Raw genomic sequence first — 4,140 nt, forward strand, 5'->3', positions numbered from 1 at the left:
AATCCTGTCCAATGCATCGGCCGTTATTGCAGAAGGTGAAGTCCACCAATTGACCGCGCAACGGCAGATTTCGACGACTGAGGAAAAATATCTCGAAATCATCGGATCGAAAACGGCGGCTTTGTTTGCGGCGGCGTGCCGAATTGCTGCAGTCGTTGCCGAAAGCGGTGACGCGCAGGAACTGTCGCTTGACGCCTATGGCCGAAATCTTGGCATTGCGTTCCAGCTTGTTGATGACGCGATCGACTATGTGTCCGACGGTGCAACAATGGGCAAGGACAGCGGTGACGATTTCCGCGATGGCAAGGTCACGCTTCCCGTCATTCTCGCACATTGTCGTGGCAGCGCCGAAGAGCAGAAATTTTGGCGCGATGCGATGCTTGGCAACCGGATTAGTGATGCCGACTTGGCACATGCGCGAAACTTGCTGCGAGAACGCCGCGCCATTGACGACACCTTGGATCGTGCGCGGCATTATGGGCAGCGGGCGATTGACGCGATTGCGCATTTCCCAGCTGGCGAAGCAAAATCGGCGCTGACAGAGGCGGTCGAATTCGCAATAGCCCGCGCATATTGACGGACAAGGCGGTGCCGTCCACTGATATGGCCAACAACGCATTTCCTGTCTTGGCGGTGCTGCCAGATCTGCTGGGGTCATTACGGACCGTTCCCAATGCCGTGCTTATCGCGCCGCCGGGTGCAGGCAAAACCACGATGGTAGCTCCAGCCTTATTGGATGAGCCCTATTGCGATGGTCAAATCCTGTTGCTTTCACCGCGTCGTTTGGCCGCGCGTATGGCGGCGGAACGCATATCCGAAAATTTAGGCGAAACGGTCGGCGGACGGGTTGGTTACGCGACGCGACTAGACAGCAAGCACGGTCCCCAAAGCCGTATATTGGTGATGACCGAGGGGATATTCCGCAACCGGATCATTAGTGATCCTGAGCTTTTAGGTGTTTCCGCTGTGCTGTTTGACGAAGTCCACGAACGCAGCATCGACAGCGATTTTGGCCTCGCGCTCGCGCTTGAGGCTCAATCTGCATTCCGGTCTGATCTGCGTTTGTTGGCGATGTCAGCCACCTTGGACGGTGAACGCTTTTCGCAGTTGATGGATGATGCGCCCGTTTTGGAAAGCGAAGGCAAAAGATGGCCTCTGGAATATCTTTATGTTGGTCGCCGGACCGAACAGACCATTGAAATCGATATCGTGCGCACAGTGCGCCAAGCGCTGTTAGAGCAGCAGGGCGATCTGTTGGTGTTCCTGCCCGGCGTCCGCGAGATTGACCGCGCCTTTGACGCTTTGGGTTCCTGTGGGTCCGACATTGTCGTGCATAAACTGCATGGGCAGATTGACTCGGCGGCGCAGCGGCTTGCCGTCCGGCGCGATGTTGAGGGGCGGCGCAAGGTCATATTCGCCACGAACATTGCCGAAACCAGCCTGACCATCGATGGCGTGCGCGTGGTCATCGACAGCGGTCTTGCGCGGCGCGCACGCTTTGACCAGGCGGCCGGTGTTACACGCCTTGTGACGGAGCGGGCGAGCCTTTCTGCCGCCACGCAGAGGGCCGGGCGCGCTGCGCGGCAACAGGCGGGGATTGCCTATCGGCTGTGGGAGGAAGCGGGAAATGGCGGCTTGCCGCCGTTCGACCCACCCGAAATTTTGGAAAGCGATCTTGCGCCATTATTGCTGGATTGCGCGCGCTGGGGCGAGAATGACCCTGCAAAGCTGCGCTGGCTTGACCTTCCGCCCGCCGCTGCCGTGCAGCAAGCGCGCAAATTGTTGATGTCGGTTGATGCGCTGGATGCGCAAGGGCACATCACCCCGCATGGCACTATGTTGGCCAATTTACCCTTGCCGCCAAACTTGGCCCATATGGTTGCCGTAGCAGCGCAGAGCGTACAGGCGGAGGATGCGGCGATGTTGGCGGTTCTATTGCAAGAACGCGGTCTTGGCGGGCAGGGTGAGGATATTGCGACACGCTTTGAACGCTTCGTGCGTGAACGCGGAGCAAAGGCAGATGCCGCCCGCATGCTGGCGCAGCGGATTGCGCGCCTGTGTGGCGCTAGCGGGGATAAGCAAATGCTCAGCATCGGCGGGCTGATTGGCAGCGCATTCCCTGATCGCATCGCCAAACGCCGTGATGCCAAAGGCGAAAAATGGATCAGCGCCATGGGCCGCGGTCTTCAGCTTGACGCAGCATCGCTTTTGGCGCGCGCAGAATGGCTGGCGGTAGCGGACGTTCAAGGCGCTGCATCGGGTGCGCGCATATTGTCTGCAGCCGCGTTGACCGAAGCTGAAATTATTGACCGATTTGGGCACCGTATCGAAAGCAAGCAAATCCTAACTTATGACAAAAGCACGGATCGCGTCGATGCGCGTGTCCAACGGCGGTTGGGCGCAATAGTGTTGAGCGAAGGACGACTGGAAAAGCCCGACCCGCAGGCCGTTGCGAGCGCACTGATGGCCGCAGTGCAAGACATGGGTATAGACGCGCTCCCTTGGCCTTCGTCCGCGCGCGCGCTTCGGGAACGCGCACACTTTGCCGGTGTCGCTTCGCTAAGTGACGATGCGTTGGCGGAGACCATGGAGCAATGGCTTCTGCCGTTGTTGGGCAAGGCCAACCGTCTGCGCGACGTCGCGCCATCGGGCTTGGCCAATGCACTCGACAATATGCTCGGTTGGGATACGCGCACCCGCATCGACCAAATTGCACCCACTTCCTTCAAAAGCCCTGCTGGCACGGAACATAATATTGATTATGCCGCCGAAGCCGGTCCAACGGTTGAGTTGCGCGTTCAGGCATTATTCGGTCTTGATAGCCATCCTTTGTTAGGTGCCAACCGCGTGCCGTTGGTCTTAAGCCTTACATCACCTGCGGGCCGTCCCATTCAGACAACGCGCAATCTGCCCGAATTCTGGCGTGGAAGCTGGCATGACGTCGCCAAGGAAATGCGTGGCCGATATCCCAAGCACAATTGGCCAGACGCGCCGTGGGAAAGCGTGGCGAGCCTTAAGACAAAAAAGGCACAAGCCCGCAACGCTTGACGAATCTAGTGCGGTTCGGGCAAAGCGGGTCCAGTTTAACCGTCAGGAATTGCAACATGTCCGCCCGTATCTTTCAGCGTCCCAAAAATGCCATGCAGTCTGGCCATGGGCGCAATGATGAATGGGTGCTTGAACATGTGCCAGCAGAGCCCCGCAAGGCCGACCCGTTGATGGGCTGGGCTGGATCAGGCGACACGCAGGCGCAAGTTCAATTGACCTTCCCAAGCCTGGATGCGGCTCGCGCTTATGCGGAGAAAAAGGGGATAGTTGCCACCTATATGCCCACACCGCCCAAGACGCTTAAGTTGCAGGCCTATGCGGATAATTTCCGCTAAACGATCATTCCGGGCAGCATCAAAAGTTTAACGTCCACGACACAACCCTCCGCGCGCTTTTTCTGAATAAAATGGGGTAGGTCCCCCAAGGCAATGCGGTGGACAGTGATATTCTCGCCATCCACGCCGCCGCCTTCGCTGACTTTCTTCAAGCCATGGGCGCGCACAAGCGAGAAGCTTTCGCTGACCATGCCGGGCGACGAGAAAAACTCGCCGACAATCTCCAGACGGTCTGCGCGATAGCCGGTTTCTTCCTCAAGCTCGCGCGCAGCGGACGCCAACGTGTCTTCGCCTTCTTCATGGTCGCCAATGAGCCCAGCGGGCAGTTCAATACAATTTGCGCCGAGCGGCACGCGATATTGTTCAACGAGCAGAACGTGACCCGCTTCCATTGCAAGGATAACCGCCGCCTTGATGCCGCGCGCGCGGCTGACATATTCCCATTTCCCGCGCGTCTTCGCCGTGATGAAGCGACCTTGCCACATCACGGTTTCGGCGTCGTCTTGTTCCATCATAACTGGATTAGCCTGTCGGGGAGTTCGTTCGGATTTTCGCTGCCCCTTGGGAAATGTTCAGCCAGCACAACGCCCATTTGCGTCACTGCCGCGGCTACGCCAGCGCCGGGGTTTCCGGCCTTCACCTGATCAAGCAAGGCGACCATCGCGTCACCCCATATTTCGGGTGCAACCTTGGAAGCAATGGCCGCGTCAGCCACGATTTCGGCGCGATGCTCCTTCATCGACAAATACAACAGCAC

5 protein-coding genes are annotated in these 4,140 nt (G+C 58.3%); 3 read left to right on the forward strand and 2 right to left on the reverse strand.

The window, feature by feature from the left end; genetic code table 11:
- From ACIQ2T_RS12215 to ACIQ2T_RS12225, 3 genes are all read left to right on the forward strand, one after another.
- Positions 1-577: polyprenyl synthetase family protein (locus tag ACIQ2T_RS12215; protein ID WP_397591053.1), on the forward strand; the 577-nt coding region annotated here is incomplete at its 5' end.
- A 26-nt stretch (positions 578-603) separates the two neighbouring features.
- Complete coding sequence (gene hrpB / locus ACIQ2T_RS12220) at positions 604-3,048, forward strand: ATP-dependent helicase HrpB (protein WP_397591056.1); 2,445 nt, start codon at positions 604-606, stop codon at positions 3,046-3,048.
- 56 nt (positions 3,049-3,104) lie between these two features.
- Entirely contained in the window at positions 3,105-3,383 is a 279-nt protein-coding gene (locus ACIQ2T_RS12225; protein ID WP_306064161.1) for an ETC complex I subunit, read from the forward strand.
- On the opposite strand, the gene ACIQ2T_RS12230 is transcribed toward ACIQ2T_RS12225, so the two are convergent.
- Positions 3,380-3,898, reverse strand: coding sequence for an NUDIX hydrolase (locus ACIQ2T_RS12230; RefSeq protein ID WP_397591054.1), 519 nt, complete (start codon positions 3,896-3,898; stop codon positions 3,380-3,382). The two genes, ACIQ2T_RS12225 and ACIQ2T_RS12230, sit on opposite strands and share 4 nt — an antisense overlap.
- A partial coding sequence (locus tag ACIQ2T_RS12235; protein ID WP_397591055.1) for a TPM domain-containing protein occupies positions 3,895-4,140 on the reverse strand: 246 nt, incomplete at its 5' end. The genes ACIQ2T_RS12235 and ACIQ2T_RS12230, both read right to left, overlap by 4 nt.

It is taken from the genome of Sphingorhabdus sp., from assembly GCF_044357595.1.
GTDB lineage: Bacteria > Pseudomonadota > Alphaproteobacteria > Sphingomonadales > Sphingomonadaceae > Sphingorhabdus_B.